The organism is Priestia sp. FSL P4-0332 (assembly GCF_038005845.1).
GTDB lineage: Bacteria > Bacillota > Bacilli > Bacillales > Bacillaceae_H > Priestia.
Genome location: NZ_JBBOUA010000001.1, coordinates 2379504 through 2404414, shown reverse-complemented (window position 1 = coordinate 2404414; position 24911 = coordinate 2379504). Strand labels below are relative to the sequence as shown.

General features: G+C 39.7%; 27 protein-coding genes and 1 riboswitch. Of the genes, 6 read left to right on the top strand and 21 right to left on the bottom strand.

Annotated elements, in window-relative coordinates:
* Position 1: 1 nt before the first annotated feature.
* The 21 genes from MKY06_RS12150 to MKY06_RS12050 form a co-directional block, all read right to left on the bottom strand.
* A complete protein-coding gene (locus MKY06_RS12150; RefSeq protein WP_013057067.1) occupies positions 2–658 on the bottom strand; it encodes a CoA transferase subunit A in 657 nt (218 codons plus the stop codon).
* A 180-nt stretch (positions 659–838) separates the two neighbouring features.
* The gene (locus MKY06_RS12145; RefSeq protein WP_013057066.1) at positions 839–1168 is read right to left on the bottom strand and encodes a DUF3870 domain-containing protein; all 330 of its coding nucleotides are present in this window, start codon (positions 1166–1168) and stop codon (positions 839–841) included.
* 214 nt (positions 1169–1382) lie between these two features.
* Complete coding sequence (locus tag MKY06_RS12140; protein ID WP_013057065.1) at positions 1383–1631, bottom strand: ferredoxin; 249 nt, start codon at positions 1629–1631, stop codon at positions 1383–1385.
* A 37-nt stretch (positions 1632–1668) separates the two neighbouring features.
* The gene (pdxS, locus tag MKY06_RS12135; protein WP_029321789.1) at positions 1669–2553 is read right to left on the bottom strand and encodes a pyridoxal 5'-phosphate synthase lyase subunit PdxS; all 885 of its coding nucleotides are present in this window, start codon (positions 2551–2553) and stop codon (positions 1669–1671) included.
* Between the two features lie 193 nt (positions 2554–2746).
* On the bottom strand, positions 2747–3730 hold the full coding sequence (locus MKY06_RS12130) for a quinone oxidoreductase family protein (RefSeq protein WP_029321787.1): 984 nt from the start codon (positions 3728–3730) through the stop codon (positions 2747–2749).
* A 14-nt stretch (positions 3731–3744) separates the two neighbouring features.
* On the bottom strand, positions 3745–4518 hold the full coding sequence (locus tag MKY06_RS12125; protein WP_029321785.1) for an enoyl-CoA hydratase/isomerase family protein: 774 nt from the start codon (positions 4516–4518) through the stop codon (positions 3745–3747).
* A gap of 29 nt (positions 4519–4547) precedes the next feature.
* The gene (locus MKY06_RS12120; RefSeq protein WP_029321783.1) at positions 4548–5309 is read right to left on the bottom strand and encodes an SDR family NAD(P)-dependent oxidoreductase; all 762 of its coding nucleotides are present in this window, start codon (positions 5307–5309) and stop codon (positions 4548–4550) included.
* 11 nt (positions 5310–5320) lie between these two features.
* The gene (locus MKY06_RS12115; protein WP_029321779.1) at positions 5321–7099 is read right to left on the bottom strand and encodes an acyl-CoA dehydrogenase family protein; all 1779 of its coding nucleotides are present in this window, start codon (positions 7097–7099) and stop codon (positions 5321–5323) included.
* On the bottom strand, positions 7087–7830 hold the full coding sequence (locus MKY06_RS12110) for a 2-phosphosulfolactate phosphatase (protein WP_013057059.1): 744 nt from the start codon (positions 7828–7830) through the stop codon (positions 7087–7089). Before MKY06_RS12110 ends, MKY06_RS12115 begins: the two co-directional genes overlap by 13 nt.
* On the bottom strand, positions 7827–8885 hold the full coding sequence (locus tag MKY06_RS12105) for a phosphotransferase family protein (RefSeq protein WP_013057058.1): 1059 nt from the start codon (positions 8883–8885) through the stop codon (positions 7827–7829). The genes MKY06_RS12110 and MKY06_RS12105 overlap by 4 nt, the downstream gene beginning before the upstream one ends.
* Positions 8886–8910: 25 nt before the next feature.
* The gene (locus MKY06_RS12100; protein ID WP_013057057.1) at positions 8911–9312 is read right to left on the bottom strand and encodes an acyl-CoA thioesterase; all 402 of its coding nucleotides are present in this window, start codon (positions 9310–9312) and stop codon (positions 8911–8913) included.
* Positions 9313–9326: 14 nt separating this feature from the next.
* Positions 9327–10109 carry an enoyl-CoA hydratase gene (locus tag MKY06_RS12095; RefSeq protein ID WP_013057056.1) on the bottom strand — a complete coding sequence of 261 codons (783 nt, stop codon included), beginning with the start codon at positions 10107–10109 and terminating at the stop codon, positions 9327–9329.
* Positions 10109–10990, bottom strand: coding sequence for a 3-hydroxyacyl-CoA dehydrogenase family protein (locus MKY06_RS12090; protein ID WP_029321774.1), 882 nt, complete (start codon positions 10988–10990; stop codon positions 10109–10111). The genes MKY06_RS12095 and MKY06_RS12090 overlap by 1 nt, the downstream gene beginning before the upstream one ends.
* Before the next feature lie 80 nt (positions 10991–11070).
* Positions 11071–11637 (bottom strand): TetR/AcrR family transcriptional regulator, encoded by a 567-nt coding sequence (locus MKY06_RS12085; RefSeq protein WP_013057054.1) that lies wholly within the window; start codon positions 11635–11637, stop codon positions 11071–11073.
* Positions 11638–11727: 90 nt separating this feature from the next.
* Entirely contained in the window at positions 11728–13344 is a 1617-nt protein-coding gene (locus MKY06_RS12080; protein WP_029321772.1) for a long-chain-fatty-acid--CoA ligase, read from the bottom strand.
* A 19-nt stretch (positions 13345–13363) separates the two neighbouring features.
* Complete coding sequence (locus MKY06_RS12075; protein ID WP_013057052.1) at positions 13364–14137, bottom strand: SDR family oxidoreductase; 774 nt, start codon at positions 14135–14137, stop codon at positions 13364–13366.
* Positions 14115–15359: an acyl-CoA dehydrogenase gene (locus MKY06_RS12070; protein WP_029321769.1), complete on the bottom strand. Its 1245-nt coding sequence runs from the start codon at positions 15357–15359 to the stop codon at positions 14115–14117. The genes MKY06_RS12075 and MKY06_RS12070 overlap by 23 nt, the downstream gene beginning before the upstream one ends.
* 151 nt (positions 15360–15510) lie before the next feature.
* Positions 15511–15774, bottom strand: a complete 264-nt coding sequence (locus tag MKY06_RS12065; protein ID WP_013057050.1) for a DUF1292 domain-containing protein — start codon at positions 15772–15774, stop codon at positions 15511–15513.
* 86 nt (positions 15775–15860) lie between these two features.
* Positions 15861–17585, bottom strand: a complete 1725-nt coding sequence (locus tag MKY06_RS12060) for a PAS domain-containing sensor histidine kinase (protein ID WP_013057049.1) — start codon at positions 17583–17585, stop codon at positions 15861–15863.
* A 160-nt stretch (positions 17586–17745) separates the two neighbouring features.
* Positions 17746–18060: a YckD family protein gene (locus tag MKY06_RS12055; protein WP_013057048.1), complete on the bottom strand. Its 315-nt coding sequence runs from the start codon at positions 18058–18060 to the stop codon at positions 17746–17748.
* A 73-nt stretch (positions 18061–18133) separates the two neighbouring features.
* Positions 18134–19252 carry an NAD(P)/FAD-dependent oxidoreductase gene (locus MKY06_RS12050; protein ID WP_013057047.1) on the bottom strand — a complete coding sequence of 373 codons (1119 nt, stop codon included), beginning with the start codon at positions 19250–19252 and terminating at the stop codon, positions 18134–18136.
* Positions 19253–19588: 336 nt separating this feature from the next.
* Between MKY06_RS12050 and MKY06_RS12045 the strand changes: the two genes are divergently transcribed.
* The 6 genes from MKY06_RS12045 to MKY06_RS12020 all read left to right on the top strand — a co-directional run bounded on the left by MKY06_RS12045 (position 19589) and on the right by MKY06_RS12020 (position 24781).
* Positions 19589–20101, top strand: coding sequence for a CBO0543 family protein (locus MKY06_RS12045; protein WP_029321764.1), 513 nt, complete (start codon positions 19589–19591; stop codon positions 20099–20101).
* A gap of 66 nt (positions 20102–20167) precedes the next feature.
* Positions 20168–20350: riboswitch (Lysine riboswitch) on the top strand.
* Positions 20351–20488: 138 nt separating this feature from the next.
* Positions 20489–21817 (top strand): diaminopimelate decarboxylase, encoded by a 1329-nt coding sequence (gene lysA / locus MKY06_RS12040; RefSeq protein WP_013057045.1) that lies wholly within the window; start codon positions 20489–20491, stop codon positions 21815–21817.
* Between the two features lie 52 nt (positions 21818–21869).
* Entirely contained in the window at positions 21870–23132 is a 1263-nt protein-coding gene (locus tag MKY06_RS12035; protein ID WP_013057044.1) for a dicarboxylate/amino acid:cation symporter, read from the top strand.
* A 138-nt stretch (positions 23133–23270) separates the two neighbouring features.
* Positions 23271–23405, top strand: coding sequence for a hypothetical protein (locus MKY06_RS12030; RefSeq protein WP_013057043.1), 135 nt, complete (start codon positions 23271–23273; stop codon positions 23403–23405).
* A gap of 157 nt (positions 23406–23562) precedes the next feature.
* Complete coding sequence (locus tag MKY06_RS12025; protein ID WP_013057042.1) at positions 23563–23748, top strand: hypothetical protein; 186 nt, start codon at positions 23563–23565, stop codon at positions 23746–23748.
* 121 nt (positions 23749–23869) lie between these two features.
* The gene (locus MKY06_RS12020; RefSeq protein WP_041816562.1) at positions 23870–24781 is read left to right on the top strand and encodes a LysR family transcriptional regulator; all 912 of its coding nucleotides are present in this window, start codon (positions 23870–23872) and stop codon (positions 24779–24781) included.
* The last annotated feature ends 130 nt before the right edge of the window (positions 24782–24911 follow it).

Here is a 24911-nt window from a genome sequence, read left to right as displayed (position 1 = left end):
CTTAATTTTCTCCTTTCACTACGATATAAGTAACGTATAAATGAGGAGTTACAATTTCTTCAGGAGAAATCTGTCCAACTTCAACAACTTCTTCTACTTCTGCAATCACGATATCAGCGGCTGTTGCCATCATTGGATTAAAGTTTCTTGCTGATTTGCTGTAAATAAGATTTCCCAGTCGATCTGCTTTTTTAGCTTTTATAAGAGCTACATCTGCGTGCAGCGATTCTTGCAAAACATATTTCTTTCCTTTTAATACTCGTTCTTCTTTTCCTTCCGCCAGCTGGGTCCCTACGCTCACAGGCGTATAAAATCCTCCGATGCCTGCTCCTCCTGCTCTAATTGCCTCGGACATTGTTCCTTGCGGGATGAGCTCCACTTGAAGTTCTTGTTGTTGATAAGCGTGTACAACTTCAGGGTTGGAAGTAAAATAAGACCCTATGGCTTTTTTTACTTGTTTTTTTTGAACCAATACACCTAATCCTTTTCCAGGTTCACCGAGGTTATTACTAATAATCTCTAAATCTTTAAGGTTTGATTTGGCAATCGCTTCAATCAGACTAAGCGGGCTTCCAACAAGACCAAATCCACCTACCATAATGCGTGCGCCATCTGTTATTTTTTCTATTGCTTCTTCGCGCGTGATGATTTTGTTCATTTTGTTTCCTCCTTTTCTTTTTATATTTCACAGCGCTTTACACGAAAAAAACCAAGCAGGACACAATGACTCCCCAAAGAAAAAGGGATGTCCCCACTCTTTGTAAAGTGTGTGTGTGTCTGCTTGGTTTTAATAAGACCATGAAAAGAGGTTGTCTTCTCACTTTATTCTAACCAAACGCTATGTAATTTTTTGATTCACATTATCCCAGTAACGTTGGATTGCAGCCTGAAGCGCTACGATAATCGCCTGTTGAGATGGAGCAAAATAATAATTTTGAATACGTTCAATAAGAGGTTCAATTCCATCTGCAAGGCAGTAACCAATAAGCAGCTTCCGGAAAAAATTTTGCGTCAGCTCCGTAATAAACGTAAACTCAGCATTTACAATTTTATGCTCTGTCAGATCCACTTCTAGTACAATTCCCGCATGCTTATACATTTCATACATGGAAGTTCCCTGTGGAGCTTTTGCATATCCTGTCACAATGACTGTATTCAGTATTTGCATGCCCCTTAATCTCCTTTTAAAAACTATTTGATTACTCTGCACTTTTACAATAATAATTCTGAAAGGTCAAATGAGACTAACTCATATGCTTTTAGTTATGTAAGTGCTTTCATTTTTAAAAAGATATGTTCTTACACAACTAACATTTCGCCTTTTCTAGACAAAATCCTTCTTTTCTTTTAAAAAAACTTTCTATTTTTTTATTTATTTCGGTTTATTGAAATTTATTCGAGTCTCCATCAAACTTTTCATCCGCTATACGGATGGACTCTGTTGGACATCCTTCAAACGCATCTATTAAATCGTCTTCCAGCTCTTGGGGCACTTCAACCGTGCCTTGATTATCATCAAGTATAACGAACGCAATTCCTTCATCATCATAATCATAAATATCAGGTGCCGCAGCTCCGCATGCACCGCACGCAATACACGTTTCTTTATCGACTATCGTATATTTCCCCATGGTCATTCTCCTAACTAAGTTTAAAAGTTATTACTCATTACCAGCCGCGTTCTTGCATACGATTTTCTGGTAATAATGATGAAATTTCAATTCCTTTCATTGCACTTCCTAATCCTTTTGACAAGTTTGCAATAAGTTCATAGTCTTGATAATGCGTTGTTGCTTCCACGATTGCTCGCGCAAATTTTTCAGGGTTGTCTGATTTGAAGATTCCTGATCCAACGAACACACCGTCTGCTCCTAGCTGCATCATTAACGCTGCGTCTGCGGGTGTTGCTACGCCGCCTGCTGCAAAGTTTACAACCGGTAAACGGCCTTCACGTTTAATTTGCAGTAATAGCTCATAAGGCGCACCTAATAGTTTAGCTTCTGTCATTAACTCGTCTTCATCCATGCCTACAACTTTACGTACTTGAGCGTTTACTTGGCGCATATGACGCACTGCTTCGACGATGTTTCCTGTTCCTGGTTCGCCTTTTGTACGCAGCATCGAAGCACCTTCACCAATTCGTCTTGCTGCTTCCCCTAAATCACGGCATCCGCATACAAATGGAACCGTAAATGTACTTTTGTTAAGGTGATATTCCTCATCAGCTGGAGTGAGTACTTCACTTTCGTCAATGTAGTCTACACCCATTGCTTCTAGCACGCGTGCTTCAACAATATGGCCAATACGAGCTTTCGCCATAACTGGAATGGATACAGCGTTCATCACTTCTTCCACAATTGTTGGATCTGCCATACGAGATACGCCGCCTGCTGCACGAATATCGGCCGGAACGCGCTCTAACGCCATAACGGCAACAGCGCCTGCTGCCTCTGCAATTTTTGCCTGTTCTGCATTAATGACGTCCATGATAACGCCGCCTTTTTGCATTTCTGCCATTCCCCGCTTCACGCGGTCCGTTCCATTTCTCACCATATTCAATTCCTCCTTTATATGTTCAAACACTTATTATGCAACTTCCATGCCAGTGTTAAAATATAGAAGAAATTAGTAAAAAACATTGGTTTTTATGCCAAATTATTAAGCGGTTTTTAAAAAATTGGCAGGTGAAAGCCAATTTTTTAAACCAAAACAGCTCCCATCCCTATTAGAGACGGAAGCTGTTTTGTTAAGGAACTAACACTAATTTTCCGGTCGTTTTTCTTCCTTGAAGCAGACGATGTACATCTGCTGCTTCATCAAGTGAAAATGTGCCGCCCAGCATTAATTTTAGCTGACCGGAATTTACGTAGTTTAATAGCTCATGCAGGCTTTGCTGATAAAGCGCTGGTTTTGCCATCATTTGAGGTAAGAAAAAGCCTAGAACCGATTGATTTTTTTCCATCAGGCGGGCAGGGTTAAATTTTACAGGTTTTCCGCTAGCCATTCCGTAAAAAACGAGGCGCCCAAATGGTGCAAGACATTGAAGAGATTCATAGAATATATGCCCTCCTACCATTTCTAAAATAATATCGGCTCCTTTTCCTTCCGTTACTTCTAAAATTTGTTTTTCCCAGCCTGTTTCTGTATAGTTAATCGTTTCGTCAGCTCCGAGATTTTTTGCAAGCTCAAGCTTTTCTTTGGAGCTCGCTGTAGCAATAACTTTTCCAGCTCCAAACATTTTGGCAAGCTGAACAGCTAAGGTTCCAACACCGCCTGCTGCCGCATGAACAATGACGGTTTCTCCTTTTTCAAGGCGACCCATTGTTTTTAAAATATGATAAGCCGTGAGTCCTTGAAGAGGCAAAGCAACCGCTTGTGTTAAATCCACATTCTCCGGCAACGGAATAAGGCCTCTTGAATCTGCCAGCGTGTACTCAGCGTATCCTGTTGCTCGATTAGATCCTAGCAGCGTCACGACTTTTGTACCTACTTGTATCCCTTTTACATCCTCGCCTACTTCAACCACTTCGCCCGCTACTTCAGAACCTGGGATAAAAGGCAGCGGTGTTTCGACTACGTATGCTCCTTCACGCCGCGCAGCGTCGGCGTAATTAACGCCGATTGCCGCAACTTTAATGAGCACATCTTTCTTTTTTGGTACAGGGCGTGCAATATCGATAACTTGAAGAACATCAGGTCCCCCGTACTGCGTAAATTGAATGGCTTTCATCTTATATCCCCCTCTTATTTCCCTTGAAATAGTGGCTTTCTTTTTTCTTTAAACGCAGATATTCCTTCTTGATGATCTCTTGTTTCTACCATAAGAACTTGCGTTAGTCTTTCTTGTTCAAGGACTTGTTCTAACGTTAAATGAAAGGAATCGTTGACAATTTTTTTCATTTTCCCATACGCTTTCGTTGGTCCTTGTGATAAGCGACTTGCAAAGGATGTGACCTCATCTTTCAGCTGATTTAACGATACTACACGGTTTAAAAAACCAGCTTTGTAAGCCGTGTCGGCATCCATAGGCTCTCCTAAAAATAATAGTTCCTTCGCTCTATGGGGACCAACGACCTTTGTAAGAAAGTAAAGGCCTCCTCCGTCTGAAATCAATCCAACTTGAGAAAAGCTTAATACGAACCGACTTTCTTCTGACGCAATGATAAAGTCAGAAGCAAGAGCTAAATTAAAAGCCGCTCCTGCTGCAAATCCATGAACTGCTGAAATAATTGGCTTCTCTAGATTTTGCATCGCTAAAATACATTCATTTAAACGGCCGATATGTTCATAAACATCAGATCCGGATGCTTGACCCATCGTTTTTACATCGCCTCCGGCAGAAAACGAGCGCCCTGCTCCATTTAATATAACTACTTTAATAGACTCATCGCTTTGTGCCTGTTTTATTTCAGCTGTTAACTTTTCAATCATTTCTTCACTGAATGCATTTAAACGCTCCGGCCGATTTAACGTTAAAGATAAAATAGTCCCCTGCTTTTCTACTACTAAATCACTCATAATTTCAATTCCCTCCTCTTTAATTTGCATTAAACGATAAGCCACCCGCCATCTACTAATAAATCACTTCCCGTCATATAAGATGCCTCTTCAGACGCTGCAAAAGCAATAACATTTGCAATTTCATCTGGTTTACCTACACGTTTTAAAGCCGTATTTTTTTCGATTGCCTTAGTGAAGCGCTCGTTTTCAAGTCCAGGCTGCGTTAAAGGTGTTTCTACGAATCCAGGAGACACAGAGTTTACTCTGACTCCGTGGGGTGCTAACTCAAACGCCATTGCTTTTGTAAAGTTAATTAGACCAGCTTTAGCAGCGCTGTAGTGAGGAATTTGTGCCCCAGCTTTATGTCCTGATAGAGAAGCGATGTTAACAATAGATCGATTTCCTCCTATTTCTTCAGTTAAAAAAGGAATCAAATGTTTTGTGACAAGAAATACGCTTGTTAAATTGACGTCCTGCACGTGTTTCCACTGTTCAAGCGTTGTTTCTTTGATTGTTGAATTAACTGATCCGCCTGCGTTATTAATTAATAAATGAATTTGTCCGTACTTTTCTTTTATAAACTCAGCCAGCTCTTTGACGTCTTCTTCTTTCGTTACATCAGCTGAGAAAATATCCGTGCATTTTCGTTCACACCGTGTGTCAATAGCCGATGCAGCCTGTACTAGTTTTTCTTTAGTTCGCCCGACAAGAATGACGCGAGCTCCTTCTTTCGCCATTCTCTGAGCGGTCGCTTCTCCAATGCCGCTTCCAGCTCCTGTAATAACAGCTATTTGCCCTTCAAAACGCATAATATCCCTCCTTATACAACATATCGCCCGCTTTCGATAAATTCACGGGCGATGTCTCGATTGCGCGTGAACTCTCCTTCACTTTGCAAATCATTCATCCATTTTCCAAGAATTGCGCGGTACTGTCGGTGTTTTTCACCCGTTAACATTCCGTTTATTAATTGTCGAGCCTGCTTTTCAATTTCAAAGAGTGTTTCACTAACAACCGTTGCTGTCAGCTTGCTTTTTAACTTTTCTTTTTCTTCTCCATTTTTGTTCACGGCTTTTTCCGCGCGCAGCACAGATGACTCTATGGCAAATAGTCCAACAGCAATTTCTGCGAGCTTCATCAGCGTTTCTTGTTCTTGTGCTAGATTGGCGTTAAACGTTTGGAATGCTGTTCCTAACAAAGCAAGAAATAAATGTCTTGTGGTAATAACCGCCTGCTTTTCTCTTGCTAGAAGTTCATTTGAAGATATTTCCCACTGACCGCTCATCAATTCACTAACAGCATGTTCTACTTGTTTGCTCAGCTCTATTTCTCCTTTGTCTGCTTTTTTTAGAAGCTGAGTTGGAAGCAAAAGGCGATTGATTTCATTTGTACCTTCAAAAATACGATTGATGCGTGAGTCACGATATACTTGTTCTATTTTATATTCTTGAATAAACCCTGCGCCGCCATGAAGCTGCAGCGCTTCATCGGCAATTAAATCAAGCGTTTCCGATCCGTACACTTTACAAACTGAACATTCCATTGCAAATTCAGCCAGCTGTTTAGCTACTAACTTATGATTTTCACTTTCATATAAGCCACCAAGTGCCTCTTCTAGTAAACCAGCTGTACGGTACTGAATAGATTCAGATGCAAAAATACGAGCCGCCATTTTTGCTATTTTTTCTTTTGAAGCATTAAATTCCGCAATAGCTGTTTTAAACTGCTTGCGTTCTTTTGTATAAGCTAAAGCAAGTTCAAACGCATATTTCGCTGCACCCATACATGCAGAACCTAAGTTAAAACGTCCGAGGTTTAAGACGTTCAACGCAATCAAGTGACCTTTTCCTACTTGTCCAAGTACGTTCTCTACGGGTACTAAGCAATCTTCATAAATAACTGGACGAGTAGACGACCCTTTAATTCCCATTTTCTTTTCTTCTGGCCCGAGAGAGAGTCCTTCAAAACCTTTTTCTACAATAAAAGCGGTAAAATGTTCACCGTCTACTTTTGCATACGTGATGAACGTATCTGAAAAGGCAGCATTGGTAATGTACTGCTTCGTTCCATTTAATACATAATGTGTTTTTTCAGGATTTAATACGGCTTTTGTTTGGGCTGCAAGAGCATCAGAACCTGCTTCTGGCTCTGTCAAACAGTAGGCGCCAATATATTCCCCGCTTGCCAATTTAGGCAAGTATTTTTCTTTTTGCTCCTTGGTGCCAAAATACGTAATAGGAAGTGTCGCAATGCATGTATGATTAGAATGAGCGACTCCATATCCGCTTGTCCGGCCAATGATTTCACCGACGAGTCCTTTGCTTACTTTATCAAGACCTAGTCCTCCATATGTTTCTGGAATACTGTGAGCAAGAAGTCCAAGCTCGCCTGCTTTATGCATCAATTCTACTACTTTATTAAAATCCTGCTGCTCAATGTCATTATGGTAAGGGTCTACTTCTTTTTCAATAAACTGCTTTGCTGTCTGAGCAATCATACGGTGCTCATCCGTTAAGTCTTCGGGTGTATAAACGTGATGCGTAGATGTTTTTTTCAGTAAAAATGATCCGCCTTTTGCTTCGGTTTTCATTTCAGACATATCGTTTCCTCCCCGTTTACTAGCTTTTTTTTCACTACCTTAGGAACTACGGAATAGACGTTTTTCCGGCTTACAAAGCCAATTTCGTCTAGAAAGCCATACTGAGTGAGCATTTCCCCTACGGCTGAGCGTTTTAATATTTCAACAGGTGAATGCTCATAAGCCTCATATAAAAGCAGTGCGGCTTTTGCAGCATCCGTTAAATGAAATGTTTTTAGTTGCAGCAAACAGCTTATGAAGTACCCCGCTCCATATAAATCTTCTAGACAGAAGCGATCGGATGAACCTGAACAAACCAATAAAACAGTTTCATCTTGACTTGGTTGACAAACAGCATTCGCAACCGCTTCTCCGTTTAACAGTGAAGCTGCATATACATGTTTCGCTTTCTCGGCGTTATGGATGGCTACCGTTCCATTAGTGGTAGACAAAATAACTGCTTTATTTTGAACATGCTCCTTTAACGTGCTGGGGTTTGGATCAAAAAAGCCTTCAATCGTTTTCCCTCTATATTCGCCTACAAGCGCAATTTCATCAGGCTTATACGTTTCTGCTTTTTTACGCGCTTCTTCTTCATTTTTTACTGGAATAACTTCTATTGCTCCTTGCTGTAAAGCAGCCGCAATTGTTGATGTAGCTAATAAGACATCAAATATAACAACCGTTTTTCCTTCTAGCTTTTTGGCAAGAAGCTCTTCTTTTTTGAGTATTACGTGAACTTTTCCTTTCATATATGTCCTCGTTCTGTGTGCAGAGCATGAATAATTAGTGTTTTGACATAATCTCCAAATTGTGAAAACCGTTTATCATTTGTTTGGCCTTTTTTATAACGGTAATAAATTTGCTGACAAATGACAGCAAGTTTGAAGTAAGCAAATTTTAGGTAAAAGTCAATATGTGAAACATCCCGTCCGCTTTTTTTAGCGTATGCTTCTACAAAATCTCGACGAGAATAAAAGCTTTTTTGCACAGTAACAGGTGGATTTCCAAGTCCTCTTTTCAAAAGTTCAGGATCGCTGTCTTCCATCCAGTAGCTCAGCGCCACTCCCAAATCAGCAAGCGGGTCTCCAACGGTTGTCATTTCCCAGTCAAATAATCCTACAATTTTATTTCCATCCGGTGAAAATAACGTATTGTTAAGCTTATAATCATAGTGAATAATGGTCGAATGCTGTGTAGTGGGGATGTGTGTGGTCAACCATTTTTTTAGGGCTTCTACTTCCGGTATGTCACTTGTTTTTGATTCTTCATAACGATGAATCCAGCCGTGTACCTGACGTTCTAAAAATCCTTCGGGCTTGCTGATTTTTTCAAGAAGCGTGCCTTTGTAAGGAACATCATGAAGTTGAGCAAGGACATCCACCATTTGTTCTGAGATACAACGGCAAAGTTCGTTAGTTCCTTTCACGTCTTCTGGAAACGCTGTGTCGATGAGAACACCGTGCTTTCTCTCCATTAAAAAAAAGGATTTCCCGACCACCGTCTCATCTTCACAAAACACATACGGCCTAGGAGCGAGAGGGAAAGACTTCGATAAAACAGATAAAATCTTGTATTCTCTTTGCATGTCATGCGCTTTTGGCGCAACTGGCCCAAAGGGAGGGCGTCTCAACACCGCCTCCCACTCTCCGACTGAAAGAGCGTAGGTTAAATTGGACGCACCTGATCCAAATTGCTTGATTAAAAGAGGCTCTGTAGGTAAATCAGGAACCGAAACACGGAGAAACTGATGCAGTTTTTCCGTGTTTAATTCCTCTCCTTTTCGTACAGGAATGATTTGTGACATTCTTTTACCACCTGCTTTTTTATAGTTAAACAGCTACTTTATAATTCATCAAAAACTGCTTAATGTCCGCTGGAATAGAAACGCTTTTTTGTGCATCAAAATCAAAGTACACGATGACAGCTTCTCCTTTAGCAATCAGCGATCCCGTCTTGCTGTCTGTAATTTCATGTCCAATTGTAAAGCTTTTATTGCCGACATTAGATACAAAGGTTTTAATCATTAGCACTTGATTAAAATAACCTTGCGCAACAAAATCACATTTAGTAGACGCTAAAATATACTCCCACTTTTCTGTATGCATGGATGCTCCCATTTCTTCAAAAAAAGCAATCCGGGCCTCTTCTAAATAAATGAAATAGCTCGTATTGTTAATGTGACCGAGTGCGTCTGTTTCGCAAAAGCGCACTTTGACCTGTGTTTCATACATGATCTTCTCCTCCTTTACTTATGTGAAAAAACAGCGGGACGCTTTTCAATAAATGCTGATACTCCTTCTTTAATATCTTCTGTTTGAAAGACTTCTTCAAACAGCTCTGCCTCAAGTTCAAGACCTTCAGATAATGTACGATTTATTCCTTCGTTTACCGCTGTCTTAATTCGAGAAAGTGATGGAAGAGAGTGACGGTTAAATTTCTTAGCCAGCTCTTTTGCTTTTTCGAGCCCTTTTCCTTTAGGCGTGACATGATTGACAAAGCCTGCATGAAGCGCTTCTTCTGCAGAAACAGGACTGCCGGCAAACATCCACTCTTTAGCTTTAGAAACGCCGATTACGCGTGGAAGACGCTGAGTTCCGCCGCCTCCAGGAAACAATCCGAGCTTCACTTCCGGAAGACCGATTTGAGCATGTTCTTCGGCAATGCGTATATCAGCGGTTAGTGAAAGTTCGCATCCTCCTCCAAACGTTAAACCGTTTAACACGACAATTGTTGGTTTTTCAATGTTTTCAAGTTTTTGCAAAACACGATGGGTTTTCATAAACTCTTCTTTAATGCCGCTTTGCCCCATTAACTGAGGAAACTCTTTAATATCAGCTCCAGCCATAAACGCCCGCTCGCCCGCTCCTGTTAAAATGATTGTAATTACATCCGGATCTTTACTAAGCTCTTCATACGTTTCTTCAAGCTGCTGCACAACAGTCTGGCTCATTACATTTAAAGGCGGGTTATCAATGGTTACAATTGCCGTTTTCTCCTCTTTTTCAACACGTACAAATTTTTTCATCATTACTTCACTCCTTGTGTGTGGTATGTGTAAAAACCTTTTCCTGTTTTGCGTCCAAGCTCGCCTTTTTGAACTTTTTCTTCAATGCACGCAGCTGGCTTGTCCTCTGGATCCCCCGTTTCGCTATAGCGCTGCTGCATCACAAAATATCCGACGTCAATTCCCGAGAGATCCATCAATTCAAAAGGACCGATCGGGTGATTGAGCGCTTTTTTGCAAATCGTATCAATGTCTTCAAAATTTGCGTATCCATTTTCGTAAAGAAAAACGGCTTCTTTTTGCAACGCTCCTAAAATTCGATTGGCAATAAAACCTGAGATTTCTTTTTTCAGAAGGACTGCTGTACGATTAATTTGCTTGCAAACTTCCATTGTCGTTTGAGCTGTTTTTTCACTTGTCTTTTCACTCATCACAACTTCTACGCAGTCCATTACAAGGGGAGGAAAAAAGAAATGCATGTTAACGATTTGCTCTGGACGGTTTGTTGCACTTGCAATAAGCGAGTTAACAATTGTTGAACTATTCGATGCTAAAATGGCGTGACTTGGTGCGTACTCATCTATTTCTTTAAAGACACTTTGTTTTACATCTAACTTTTCTACCACAGCTTCAATTACAAAATCAGCATTTGAAACCGCTTCCTTTAATGTGTTTGTAAAAGACAATCTTCGAAATGCGGCTTCTTTAGCCTCAGAAGAGATTTTTCCTTTATGAACCCACTTGCCTATAATCGCTTCCAGCTTATTTTTTGCATCAATGAGTGATTGTTCATTCATATCTTGAATAATTGTTTCATATCCTCCAAGTGCACAAAGCATACCGATCTGATGTCCCATTTGTCCTGCTCCAATAACAGCAATACGCTGTATGTCTTTACTATTCATGTTATAGCCTCCTTTTAATATAAAAGGAGAGAAAGAGCTTATACTTTCCCGCCTTTTACGAGCACTGTCTAGCCTATCAGCTACTGTGACTGAATACCTTTCACCAGCATCTTATAAAAAATAGCCGCAACTTCTCGATCTGATTTTTCTCCATCCGGCTGAAACCAAAAATAGCTCCAATTTGTCATTCCTAATATGCCTAGCGTCACGATATCTGAAGGCAAATCTGAACGGAACTGCCCTGCTTCTATTCCTTTTTCAATAATTTCTTGTACGTTTTCTTTAAAACGATCGCGTTTTGGAATGATTTGTTCTAAGTGTTCTTCACTCAAATGACGCATCTCTCTAAAAAACACTTTAGCTCGAAGACCTTCTTTCTCAATATCATGAACAAGTTTAAAAATAATGCTGTGAAGCTTTTCTGGATAAGATGTTGTCTTATCTGCAAGAATCGTCTCTTGGTTTTCTATTAATCTTTCAATATATTGAAGGTGAATATCCATTAAAAGCTCTTGTTTGCTTTTAAAATAATAATAAAACGTTCCTTTTGTGACGTTTAATTCATTTACAATATCTTGAATAGACGTTTCTTTGAAACCTTTTTGAGCAAAAAGCTGAATGCTTCGTTCCATCATCAAATCTTTCATCGTCAAACCCTCTCTGTCTTTTCTCATTTTCACAAATTATACCATGGCTTAGAGGGAGCTTTTGAAAAAGTTTGTTTATGTTCAGCTTATTTACATCGTTTCTTTCACCACTTCTTCTCGTAGTGCCCGTCGTAAAATTTTCCCTACATTGGTCTTAGGAAGCTCAGCGCGAAACTCAAAGATTCGCGGAATTTTGTAAGCGGCAAGGTGATGTCGACAATAAGAAGTAAGCTCTTCTTCGGAAAGAGATTTCCCTTCTTTCACTACCAAAATCGCTTTAATCGTTTCTCCTCTGTAAGGGTGCGGCACACCAATTACAACGGCTTCTTTAATGTGGCTGTGTTCATATAAAACTTCTTCAATATCTCGAGGATACACATTAAAACCACTCGCAATAATCATATCTTTTTTGCGATCAACAATGGATAAATACCCGTCTTCATCTATCTGTCCAATGTCTCCTGTGTACAGCCAGCCGTTTCTAAGCGCGTGAGCCGTCTCTTCAGGTTGATTCCAATAGCCCTTCATAACTTGAGGGCCTTTAATCACTATTTCTCCAAGCTCTTCTCTTGGCAGTTCTTTTGTTCCGGTAGCCACGTCTACAATTTTATAAGCAGTTTGCGGAACGCCAAGTCCGACTGTACCTGGCTTTCTCTCACAAAACGGCAGGTTACAATGCGTGACAGGGGATGCTTCTGATAAGCCGTACCCTTCTAACACTTTAGCACCCGTTTTTCGTTCGAACTCTTTCATCAGCTCAATAGGCATCGGCGCACTGCCGCTGTTGCAGATGCGAATACTTTCGATGTTGTATTCTTCTGCCCTCGGATGATTTGTAATAGCAACATACATAGTTGGCACGCCAGGAAAAATACTAGGCTGCTCTTTTTTTATTGTATTTAGTACTTCTTCCAAATCAAAACGCGGCAATAGCAATATTTCATTTCCGCAAAGAATCGATAAATGCATACAGGAAGTCATGCCAAATACGTGAAATAATGGAATAACGGTTAAGCATTTTTCTTTTCCTAATTCAATATCATGCTTAAATATTTCGTATGATTGAACTGCGTTTGTGTAAATGTTTGTATGTGTAAGCATCGCACCTTTAGATGGTCCGGTCGTTCCTCCCGTATACTGAAGAACAGCGATATCGTGTCCTGGATGGATGACCGGCTGATTAAATTCATGCTTGATGGTTAAAAAATCTAGGAAGGAAAGGTCTGGTGATGTAGGAACAAAAGGTTTTTGCAAGCTGACAGTTATCGCTTCTTCTATATCAACGCGGTTTCTTATCTCTTGAAGTCTCGTATAAAAATCATCGAGCAGAATTATTTTTTTTGCCCCGGAATCGTTTAAAATATGCTCTAGCTCTTGTTCGACAAGCATAGGGTTGACCTGAGTCACAATGCCGCCCGCTGCTACAATGCCGAAATAGCTTATTATATATTGCGGACAGTTTGGCAGCATAATTGCTACACGATCTCCTTTTTTAATCCCTTTTTTCTGTAGTGCTCCTGCAAATACGCGAACTGAGTGATACAGCTCCTGGTACGTTAACGTATGCTGATACATGCGCGTTGCCGTGTGAGCAGGATAACGTTCGGCTGTTTCTTTCAGCATATCAAATAGTGAAATATCTTCGATGTGAATGTCATGAGTGTAAGCTTCTGGATAAGGTGTAAACCATTTTTTAACGTCTTCCATCAAGTTACTCCTTTCTTATTCACATAGCATGAACTCCACCGTCTACTGTCAGAATATCTCCCGTAATATAATTAGACGCCGCAGAAGCAAGAAAAACAGCCGCTCCTTTTAAATCAGCTTCGGAGCCAAAGCGTTTTAAAGGGGTTTGACTCAGAAAATAATCTTTGCCTTGTTCCATAATCGCACCTGACATTTTAGTAGGGAAAAATCCCGGCGCAATCGCATTAACTTGAATATTATGCTGTCCCCATTTGACAGCTAAATCTTTCGTAAACGTAATGACCGCTCCTTTACTCGTGTTGTACCCGATTGTATCCATGTACTGAGGATCTGTTCCTCCAAGACCGGCAATTGAAGCAATGTTAATAATCTTGCCAGCTTTTTGTTTAATCATTTCTTTTCCAGCTTCTTGGGACATTAAAAACGTTCCTGTAACATTAATATTCATCACTTTTTGCCATGCTTCAAGAGGCATTTCTTCAACTGGAGCACCCCACGTAGCTCCGCTGTTATTAATTAAAATATCAATACGTCCAAATTTTTCAATCGTTTGATGCACGACATTTTTAATATCTTCAGGCTGACTGATGTCGCATGCTAAAGCGAGGGTTTTTACGCCTGTAGTGGCCAATCGATCGGCCACTTGCTGACATGCTTCTTTTTTTCTCGAACATAGAACAATATTTGCCCCTGCCTCTGCAAGCCCTTCTGCCATTTGTTCTCCTAATCCTCTGCCTCCGCCGGTAATAATAGCTGTTTTCCCAGTTAAATCAAACAAATCCTTTATGTGCATATGTTGCCTCCTTTTCTTGATAGGATTTTAATTCAAGTCTTGCAAGCTGAGCTTTGTGCACTTCGTCTGGACCATCAGCGAGGCGAAGAGTGCGGGCATTTGCCCAAAGTGCCGCAAGCGGCGTGTCTTCTGAAACACCTGCTGCTCCAAATGCTTGAATAGCACGATCAATGACTTTTAAAGCCATAGCAGGAGCCATTACTTTAATCATAGCAATTTCTTTCCGCGCTTTTTTATTTCCAACTGTGTCCATCATATAAGCAGCTTTTAATGTTAATAAGCGAGCTTGCTCAATTTCAATACGCGATTCTGCCACCCATTCTTGAATAACCCCTTGCTGGGAAAGCAACTTATTAAAAGTAGAACGATTTTGAATACGCTTACATAATTCTTCAAGCGCTCTTTCCGCTGCTCCTATTAGCCGCATGCAGTGATGAATACGTCCAGGCCCCAATCTGCCTTGAGCGATAGCAAATCCTTTGCCTTCGCCTAAAAGCATATTAGACGCTGGCACACGCACATTGTCATAATGAATTTCAGCATGTCCATGAGGAGCGTGATCGTATCCAAAGACTGGCAGCATTCGTTCAATTTTAACTCCTGGAGTATTTAATGGAACTAGAATCATAGACTGCTGTTCATATTTAGATGCGGTAAAATCGCTTTTTCCCATGACAATAGCAATTTTGCAGCGAGGATCTCCCGCACCTGAAGACCACCATTTTCTTCCATTTATTACATATTCATCGCCTTCTCTTATAATACTGCACTGAATGTTTGTGGCATCAGAAGAACCTACATCTGGTTCTGTCATAGAAAAGCAGGAGCGAATGTCTCCATTTAACAGCGGTTTTAGCCATTTTTCTTTCTGTTCGGACGTTCCGTATCGAACCAGTACTTCCATATTGCCGGTGTCAGGAGCTCCGCAATTAAAAGCTTCTGGTCCAATAATAGAACGGCCCATAATTTCGCAAAGGGGGGCATATTCGACATTTGTTAGACCCGCTCCGTATTCGCTTTCTGGCAAAAATAAGTTCCATAATCCAGCTTGCTTTGCTTTTTCTTTTAACTCTTCCATGATCGGAGGAACAGCTGACCATCTAGATGGCTGTTCATTCAGCTGTTGTTCGTATAGCCGTTCATTTGGGTAAATATGCTCTTCCATAAAAGAGGTCAATTCTTTTTGCAGCTTCACTACTTTGTCAGAGTAAGAAAAATACACGGTAGTCCCTCGCTTTCATTTACTTACTAACCGGTTGGTATGTTACATATTCATCATAAATGAAGGGAAATAATTCAGCAAGATATTTTTAGAAAAATTCTAAATATTATATTATTTAAAAATAAAAAAAGAGAGGTTTTAACCTCTCTTTTTACGCGGATGTCATTTCCTCAAATACGGCTGATACCTTTTCAAACTCATCGTCATCTTCAATTGAAGACCATTCACCATCATCTTCAATTTTCAAAAAGAAAACATCAATTTCTTCTTCTGTTTCAATTAAAACTTCTTCCACAAACGCAACAGCAATATAATCGTGCCCTTCAATCGTCATTTTTCCAAGCACTTCAATATCTTGCTCTTGATCATTTTCATCTAAAATTGTAAAAATCTCTCCCGTTTCAATGCGTTCCATCTTATTCCCTCCTATTTTAATCTCATTATTCGTTCACTAACATGTATTCCCCTTTAGAAAAGGTTTCATGCTTATAAAAGTAGAATCTACTTTTTAAAAGGCAAAAGAATGTCTACGGTAGTTCCTTTTCCAAGTTCACTTACAAAGTTAATTTCTCCTCTATGTTCTCGAATGATCTTATAACACACCATCAGTCCAAGCCCCGTTCCTTTCTCTTTGGTACTATAAAAAGGTTTTCCTAAATGCTGCATTCTTTCCTGCGTGATGCCTGGCCCCTCGTCGCTAAACCGGACAACAAGGTTCTCCTGATTAAATCTTTTTAGTTGAATCGTTACGGTTCCTCCACTTGGCATAGATTCGACTGCATTTTTAAATATATTGCTAAACACCTGTTTCAACTGATTTTCTTCGCATAATACGAGAGGAAGATGAAGATCAATTTCTTTTTTTACGTGAATTTTCTCCGTAATCCCCTGCACCTCAGCTAGCTTTAAAGTATTCTCTAAAATATCTTGGACATGTTTGTCCCTGTAGGTTTTCGCCTGAGGCTTTGCAAGACTCAAGAACTCATCAGTAATCAATTCAATTCTATCTAACTCATGATTTATCATTTCTACATAGTAAGGCTGACCGCTCGTTTCTTTTAATAACTGCATAAATCCTTTTACCGCCGTCAGAGGGTTTCGAATTTCGTGAGCTATACCAGCCGCTAACTGTCCGACTAAGGAAAGCTGAGCGGATTCACGCAGCAATTTTTCAGTTTTTTTACGTTCTGTAATATCACGAAACAAAACTTGAATGGCCTGCTTTCCCATATAGGGAATAGGAAAAGCAATGGTTTCGGCATCAATCGTATGACCGTCTTTATGAATAAACTTCTCTTCCTGTAGGTCTACAGATTTATTTTCTGTTTTCATTCGATAAATTCGCTGTTTTACCACATCATAGTAATCAGGGTGAACAAACTGATAAACACACGCTCCTAATACGTCTTGAGGACTTTTGTATCCTAGCGCTTTGGCTCCTGCAGGGTTGATGTAATCAATTTTCCCTTCACTATGAACGATAATCGCTTCCGGCGATAACTCAATCAAGCTTCGGTAGCGTTCTTCGCTTTCTTTTAAAGCCGTTTCAGCCTGCTTTCGTGATGTTATATCTCGATAGACAAAAGCAATGCATAGCGGCCAATCATTCATATTTTCAACGCGGAATAGTGTGACGCTTACATTAATTAAATGACCGTCTTTATGCTGTCTGACCGTCTCAAATTCCGTTTTCGATTCCCCTGATTGAATGGTCTTATGAAGTTCGCACACTGGCTCCTTTAAAAACGAAGGTATAATTGGAAGAGGCTTTTGATAAATTTCTTCAAACGTCCAGCCAAATGTATTCTCAAACGCAGGGTTCACTTGAAGCGTTTTACCTTCTAAGTCAACGACAGCAACAGCATCTGCGTTATGATAAATAAAAGGCTGAATCTGTTCTTTCTTCTCCTGATAACTAGTTATATTCACGCAATGCCCCATAATTTCAGGCTTTTCTGTGTAAGATAAAGGGGTTAAGTTTACTACATAGCGTTTATCATTTATTTGAAGCTCGTACATAAGCTTTTTCTTTTTGTTTAGTGCTTCGAAAAAATGCTCATACGAGACCCATTCTTCTAGAGGTATTTTTTGCTCATGAACGCTTTCACCTTGATACATACTGTAAACAAGATGGTCATCTTTTTGTTTGTAAGCAAATATGATTCCTAGCGCCTCAGCTGAATGATTTTCTGCATGTAATCGGACTATTTTTTTATTTTCGTTCATCGTTCGTATTTACCTACCCCTCACTAGCATCTTTCCTACTCGTTCTCATTCTCTTAATTTTACATGAGGATTTTAGAATTTACTAGATAAAGAAGCGGATATTTTCCATTCACTCACATAAAAAAACGCCTGTAAAGGCGCTTTTTTATGTGAATATGAATTACTTTGAATGATGCATTTTATGACAGTGTCGCTTCGGAACAAAACCATTTTTCTCCATATGCTGATAGCGATTTTCCATATGTGAAGAAATGTTTTGACTCTCCGTTTTGCTTAGCACACCGTACTCCACATATTTTGAAAGTATTTCTTTCTTTTTTGCTAGCATTTCTTTGTACAGCACGGACAATTCCTGCTTTTGCTGAGACGTCAGCTGCACGTCTTTTGTTTCTGGCTGAGGATTGTTTTCTGCTAATACAGGCGTCGCGCTCATAAATAAAAAAGCTGCTGCTGCACTTATCATAATCTTTCGCAAACAATCTACTTCCTTTCATCATATAGTAGTTATAGTTTACGAACTTCTATTTGTTTTCATTCATTCTGTTTGCTTAAGACTCGATAGCTCCTCCTACATCATAGTCGCTAAGATCAATTTCCATTTCCATTTCAAGTGCTAATTTAGCAAGCTCTGAACCAAGATAAGGACCCGACGTTAAGCCTGAAGCTCCGAGACCATTCGCTACTAGTATTCCTTCGTAAGCCGGAAGAGTTCCAATGACTGGCAAGAAGCCTGGAGTAAATGGTCGAAACCCTACCCTTGTTTCTAAGACTGTGCTTTCTGTTAAGCCGGGAGCAATTGATAAGGCCTTTGAAAAAATCTCATGAAGCCCCCCAGCAGTTACTCTCAAGTCATAACCCGTGTCGTTTTCATGTGTTGCTCCAATGACAATTTGACCTTGTTCAAATGAAAGAATATATTGGTCGCTTGGAGGCATCACAACGGGCCAGTCTTTTGTATCTACATCAGGGAGATGCAAGTGGACAATTTGTGCTTTTTGAAAGCTTGCTAAAAATTTCACTCCAAGAGGCTCTAGTAATTGATTTGCCCACGCTCCTGCTGTTACGATTGTTGTACTTGCTAGAAGGGTTTGTCCATTTACGGAAACGCCCGTTACTTGATTATTTTCATAAAGTAGTTCTGCGTTTCCTTCTATTATTTTTGCACCGTTTTTCTTCGCTGCATTCACAAGTGCGTTTCGAAGAGCTCTTCCGTTAACGCGAGCGGCTCCACTAATATGAACTGAACTGTATTCTTCCGAAAGAACCGGAAACAAAGCCTGTGTTTCTTTAGCGGATAAACGTGTAATCTCGCCTATTTCGGGAGCTTTTTCCCGACGCTTATATGCTCTTTCTTCCATTTTTTTAAGCTTTTGCTCATCAGTATGTAAGCTAATTGCTCCTACTCGCTTATATCCCGTATCCGTTTCTCCATCTTCTTCTAATTGCTGAATTAATGTTTGATAGTACTTGGCGCCGCCTTTTGCTAAGCGGTACCATGCTTTATTTCGACGCTGCGAAAGCCATGGACAAACAATTCCTGCTGCTGCATCAGTAGCTTGACCCGCATCCTTGCGATCTATCAATGTCACATCTGCTCCTGCTTTTGCTAAATGATATGCTGTAGAAGCTCCAAGTATCCCAGCTCCAACTACGATGTATGTTTTCATACCAAAACACCCTTTTCTTTCTTCTAGTATTCTTATGCCATTATGTACGCAATTTTAGCATAGCAAAAAAAGAAGTCACATACTAGGTGAAGCTATTTTGAGCTTATTTTTGAGTCTTGCTGACTTTGACATATAGCTCCTTTCATTGTAAACAAAAGCGCAATAAGTTCTTTTACGGAGATTATGGTGAGATGAAGCAAACCACAAGTAGTGATCGCGCATATTTAACACTGCGTTTACCGCTTTTTTATTATAGTTTCTGAATAAAAAAATGAAAGAATAAAACCACTATAATATGTAAATAAAAAGAAATAACCATTATTTTAAGGAGAGCGTATGCAATCTTCATTTGTATTATTTTTCATCATTCTTGGTTTACTATTTGGCAAGTGGCGGAGATATCAAGAATACTATCCTACTTTGTTGTTTTGGATCACGGGGAATTTGCTTTATGAAGTGCTGCTGTTTCATCACCGCGTATGGGTATTTCACCCTGTTGGTATTGATCACCTTTTTCTACCCGATCACCTAATGGTTTCCCTTGGAATAACCTTAATTATTTATCCGTTTGTTATACCGGTTTTTTTAGGAAGGCTGCCGTTGCATGTAAGCGGCCGGCTGTGGTGGATTCTTTTGTGGGCGCTTTTATTTACTGTGATTGAGTTCATTGCTTATGTTAATCACAGTATCACTCATCATTATGGATGGTCGCTGCTGTGTTCTTTTCTCTTCAATGTTGTCACGTTCTCACTTTTAATCATTCATCAGAAGACAGCACTGGCTGCTTGGATTCTATCTGGAAGCTTTATAGCTTTTTTATTTATTTTTTTTGATATTCCTATGCCTTAACTTTTCATTGACTAGACAGAGGAAAAGGAAATATAATAGGAGTTACATTTAAATATAATTTTCCTCTCTGAGAATAGAGGTGCATGAAATCAAGAGTCACTTATTAGAGACTAATGGAGTCTGTGAAGATAAGTAAAAGGGATTTCGTGCCGAAGTATATAGACATCCATTGTGTTCATATACTGGTTCAGTATTGAATAAATGCTGAGCTGTCACAAACCATTTGGTTTGTGGAGAGCTATTGAAGAGATGTTGATGCCTAGAATGTAATAATACTTTATTATTATGAAACCAAGACGCGTGAACATCACTTCACGGGTCTTTTTTGTGTTTTTCTACTGATCATCAAAGTTATAGTTGAATGATTTAAATGGAGGGATATGGATTATGTACTTACATGGAACGAGTAAAATTAACAGCAGCAATCATTTAGAAATTGGACAGTGCGATACGGTCGAACTGAAAAAACAATACGGCACTCCCCTATACATCTACGATCAAGAATTAATTGAGACGAAATGCAAGGCCTTCCATTCAGCCTTCCAAAGAAGTGGATTTTCATATCAAATCGCCTATGCAGGGAAAGCCTTTCTTTGTATGGAAATGGCTAATCTTTTAACGAAGCTTGATATGTCATTAGATGTGGTCTCAGGAGGCGAATTATTTACAGCTCTTGAAGCGGGATATCCAGCTGAACGCATTCATTTTCACGGAAATAACAAAACGATTGAAGAAATTGAAATGGCTCTTGATGCGAATATCGGCTGCTTTGTTGTGGATAACTTCACCGAACTTGAAGTTTTGCATGCCTTAGCAGCTGAGCGCAAACAGAAAGCATCTATTCTTCTCCGTGTTACTCCAGGGATTGAAGCCCATACACACGAATATATTATGACCGGACAAGAAGACTCAAAGTTTGGATTTGGTCTTTCCAATGACCAAGCCATGAAAGCGGTAAGTTCTGCATTAGAAAAGCCTTATTATAATCTTTTAGGCATTCATTGTCATATTGGTTCGCAAATTTTTGAAGTAGATGGTTTTTCTCGCGCCATTGATATTTTAACTGATTTCTTATTCAATATTCGTGATAAAATGGACTTTGAAGTAAAAGTTTTAAACGTAGGTGGTGGTTTTGGTATTCGTTATACCGAAAGCGATTCTCCTCTTCCAGTTGAGTATTATGTAGATGCACTGACAGAAAAGCTAAGCCGTACGTTAACGGAACAAAATTATACCCTTCCGGAAGTCTGGATTGAGCCTGGAAGAAGCATCGTAGGAGAAGCGGGTACAACGCTTTATACAATTGGCTCAACGAAAGAGATTCCAGGTGTACGCAAATACGTGGGAATTGACGGGGGTATGACCGATAATATTCGTCCTGCTTTGTATGATGCAAAGCATGAAGCTGTCTTGGCTAATAGAGTGACGGATAAAAAAGATGAAACGGTATCGATTGCGGGGAAATGCTGTGAATCAGGAGATATGCTTATTTGGGATATCGATTTACCGCGCGTTAATCAAGGAGATTTATTAGCAGTTTCCTCTACAGGTGCCTACAACTATTCAATGGCTAGCAATTACAACCGCATTCCGCGCCCTGCTGTTGTATTTGTAAAAAATGGAGAAGCTCGTCTTGCTGTGGAGCGAGAAACATACGAAGATTTGGTGCGAAAAGATGTAAAGCCAGTCGTTACTACGTATGCAATGAGCAAATGATAGCTGTTCTTGCGTAGTAAAGAAGCTATTGTTGTTTGGAGGAAATATAACTATGGTTTTAAGTGTATTTAAAACGTACAGATCATCGCTTATTCTGCTTCTCGCTATTTTAATTGGCGGGATAGCAGGATATGCTATCGGGCCCGATGTAGCAGTCGTAAAGCCCTTTGGTGATTTGTTTCTTAATTTAATGTTCATGATTATCGTTCCCCTTGTCTTTTTTAGTGTGGCTTCGGCAATTGCAAACATGAACGAAATGAAACGTCTCGGTAAAATTATGCTAGGTATCGCCGTTGTGTTTATCGCTACTGCTGCTGTTTCAGCTGTTCTAGGCTTTTTAGGCGCGTCACTTTACAATCCGCTGCACAACGTAGATACTTCTGCGATTAAAGAATTAATGGGTGACAGTGAAAATACAGCTGAAAAAATGACGCTTTTAACTCAGCTTGTTAGTACCTTTACTGTACCTGATTTTGTTCAGTTATTTTCGAAAGAGCATATTTTACAATTAATTGTCTTTGCCGTCATTTTCGGTATTGCTACAACGATGGCCGGTGAAAAAGGACAGCCTATGGCGAAATTCCTGACTTCGGGTCAAGAAGTATCGATGAAGGTTGTTAAAATTGTGATGTACTATGCTCCAATTGGTTTAGGGTGCTATTTTGCTACTGTTGTAGGAGAACTAGGACCAAAGATCTTACAAGGGTACGCTAGAGCATTTATTCTTTATTTATTAATTGCAATCGTTTACTATTTCGGCTTCTTTACGCTATACGCATGGATTGCTGGCGGTAAAGCAGGAATTAAACTGTTCTGGAAAAATGCAGCTGCTCCTTCTATCACCGCTATTGCTACCTGTTCTTCTGCTGCATCTATTCCAGTCAATTTAGATGCAACAAAGAAAATGGGTGTGCCACTTGATATTGCTGAAACGGTGATTCCATTAGGAGCAAACACGCATAAAGATGGTTCTGTTATTGGCGGTATTCTAAAAATTGTTTTCTTATTCAGTTTGTTTGGAAAAGATATGACGTCTGCTACGAGCATTTTGAGTATTTTAGGCGTAGCCTTTTTAGTTGGAGCTGTAATGGGAGCAATCCCTGGAGGCGGTATGATTGGCGAAATGTTAATTATTACGATTTATGGATTTTCGCCAGAAGTTCTGCCCATTATTGCGGTCATTTCCACGATTATTGACGCCCCTGCTACCCTGTTAAATAGTACAGGAAATACAGTAACAGCAATGCTGGTTACAAGGTTTACAGAAGGAAAAGACTGGATTAACAAAATTATCACCACCGATAAAGTGGCCTAGTAAAAAAGCAAAGGGAACAGTCTTAGTGACTCTCCCTTTGCTTTTTTCGTGTGCAGTAATATCGATAGAGGTGTATAAAGTCTGTAAATACGCACATTCTATAGGTATGTTTCATAACCAGACTGGAGGTGTCGTCTAATGAGTAACGCTGCAGGAGGTTCAAAGAAGAATCAACCGAATGATGCAAATCACGTAAGTGCAGAAACAAAAGCTCATCAAAAACGTCTCACTGAACAAAACAAACAAGAGCATCAGGCTGAAGAGCGAAAATAAAATTACGTCAAAGAACGCAGGGCCTGTGCCAAACGTTCTTTGACGTAATTTTATTTTTAGAGAGAGCTTCATACCGTCACTCGTTATAGGTCTATCGTACAACCTCCTTTCGAACTTTTACATATTCTATTAGTAGGTTTGTAAAAGGAGGAATGGTATGATGTTTTCCTGGCTAGAGATTACAGCCGCAGCATTTGGACTTTCAGTTGTTTTAATCAGTTTTGCATTTTTGCCCGAACGCACATGCAAAAATCTTTATATCCCCCATCAGCTAATAGCAAAATCTATGTTTCTCTATAAAAAAATTATTCGTTTTATAAATCAATTTCGACAGAAACTTTAGTTCATTTCCTTTCCCTGTTTTTATTCATTGGATATAATCAGCACATTTACAGTAAATAATTTAATGGTTAAAATAAAGAGTAAAGAAAAAGGATAAGCAGTTTGCAGAAATGGAGTTTCACATGGAAATCAGAGACTTAGAATACTTTATAGAGGTAGCGAATCATAAAAATTTTACAAAGGCAGCGCTGCAAGTTCATTTGTCACAAACGGCTTTAAGTAAAGCCGTCAAAAAAGTAGAAAATGAACTAGGATTTGAGCTTCTTGATCGTTCAACAAGAGAATTAAAGCTAACCGATGCAGGAGAAGTCGTGTATCATCAGGCAACTAAAGCTCTGTCGGTGTTAAAAGACATGCCTCACTTGTTGGGAGATTTAGTGAACTTGCAAACAGGGCAAATCAAGATGGGAGTCCCTCCGCTCATCGGGACCTTGTTTTTCCCGAAGATTGCAAAAGCATTTAATGAACAATACCCTAAAGTATCTCTAGAGCTTATTGAATTTGGAGCAAAAAAAATTGAAGCACTTGTGGAAGAGGCTGGTGTAGATATGGGGATTGTTATGCTTCCTCTCACAAGCGTTCATGATGAACATTTTCACGTATACCCGTTCGTTAAGGAGAGATTCCTTTTATACGCGCATAAAAACCATCCTTTAGCGAAACGTTCTTCCGTCTGGATGAAAGAATTGGAGCATGAAAAATTCATTATGTTCAGTGAAGAATTTACGCTGCACGACCGGTTAATTCAAGATGCTTTAAAATCAGGCTTTGTGCCTTCTATAGCGTATAAAAGTTCTCAATGGGATTTAATTATTGAATTAACAGCGGCAGAACTAGGTATTGCTATTTTACCCGAATCGCTTTATGCCAAAGTGAAAGATCCCAATATTACTACCGTACCTATTGCAGATCCTGAAATGATGTGGGAACTTGGAATTATTCTGTTAAAAGAACGCTACAGTTCATTCGCTGTACGAGAATTGATTAATTTTTTAACCGAAAAACAAATGACAGATAAATTGGGGCCCATTTAAAAAGAGTCTGGAACAAAAGTATGTTAGTTGAAGGACCATCCGAACGAGTTTGGTTGAGAATCCAACTCGTTCGGATTTTTTAGGGTGATGATGAACGTAGGTTTCATGTATGTATTTGATTCTAGCTGTT